The organism is Bradyrhizobium sp. P5_C11_2 (assembly GCF_054049755.1).
The window spans coordinates 1-1,252 of record NZ_JBFULT010001041.1 but is presented as its reverse complement, the minus strand read 5'-3'; the positions used below and the strand labels follow the sequence as shown (position 1 = coordinate 1,252).

Annotated in this window: 1 protein-coding gene; it reads right to left on the bottom strand. The window is 68.3% G+C overall.

The features are described 5' to 3' along the window. Positions 1 to 98: 98 nt before the first annotated feature. On the bottom strand, positions 99 to 1,252 hold a 1,154-nt coding region (locus ACXJL8_RS41485; protein WP_456687083.1), incomplete at its 5' end, for an ATP-binding protein.

Below are 1,252 nucleotides of genomic sequence, written 5' to 3'. Positions count from 1 at the left end.
CTCTCAGCCCTGGACCAGCGAGCAAGAAATCGGGCGCGGCGGGGCACTCCCGCCGCGTCTTTTTCGTTGGCGCCGTGTTCGCTGGCCTCGCGCCCCACTCAGGCGGATGGCTCGCCCGCGAGCATCTCGCGCATCTTCTGTGACAGTTCCGACTTCCGGTACGGCTTCCTGAGCAGCGCCACGCCGGGATCGAGATGTCCCTCGTGGACGATGGTGTTGTCGGTATAGCCGGAGGTGTAGAGCACCCTCACCCCCGGGCGGCGGAGCCGGACCGCCTCGGCCAATTCCTGCCCGTTCATGCCGCCGGGCATGATGATGTCGGTGAACAGCAGATCGAATTTGGCGCCCTGGTCCACCAGCGCGAGCGCGGTTGCGCCGTCACCGGCGACGAGCGTGCGATAGCCRAGGCTGCCGAGCTGGGCAATGACATAGCCTTGCACCAGCGGATCGTCCTCGACCACGAGAATCGTCTCGTGCCCGCGTGCCGCCTCAGCCGCCTGCACCGGTCCTTCCCTGGCCGGGGCGTCATCCGCCGATCGCGGCAGAAACAGCCGCACCACGGTGCCGCGGCCCTCCTCGGTCTCGATCGCAACGGTGCCGCCGCTCTGCTTGGCGAAGCCGTAGACCATGCTGAGGCCAAGCCCGGTGCCGCGGCCGACCCCCTTGGTGGTGAAGAACGGCTCGAACACGCGGTCGCGGATGTCGGCCGGGATGCCGTGGCCGGTGTCGGCCACCGCGACCATGACGAAGGCGCCGGAGCGGACGTCGCCGTCGCCATTGCCTTCGAGCTCCCGGTTGGCGGTCTCGAGCGTCAGCCTGCCGCCGCCCGGCATCGCATCGCGCGCATTGACGGCGAGATTGACGATCGCCGACGAGAGCTGGGACGGATCGGCCATCGCCGGCCAGGCGTCGTCCGCGAGGCGGGTCACGATCTCGACGTGCTCGCCCAGGATCGGCTTCAACAGCTTCGCCGTCTCGACCACGAGACCGTTGACGTCGATCTCGCGCGGCTCCAGCGGCTGGCGACGCGCAAAGGTCAGGAGCTGCGAGGTGATCTCCGCGCCGCGCGCGGCCGCATCGTCGATGAGCTGGGCGATCGCGGCGAGATCGGGCTTGTCCGCAAGCCCCTCCTGGATGATCTCGATGGTACCGGTGATGACGGTGAGCACGTTGTTGAAGTCATGCGCGACGCCGCCGGTGAGCTGGCCGATCGCATCCATCTTCTGCGATTGGCGAAGCCGCTCCTCGGTCT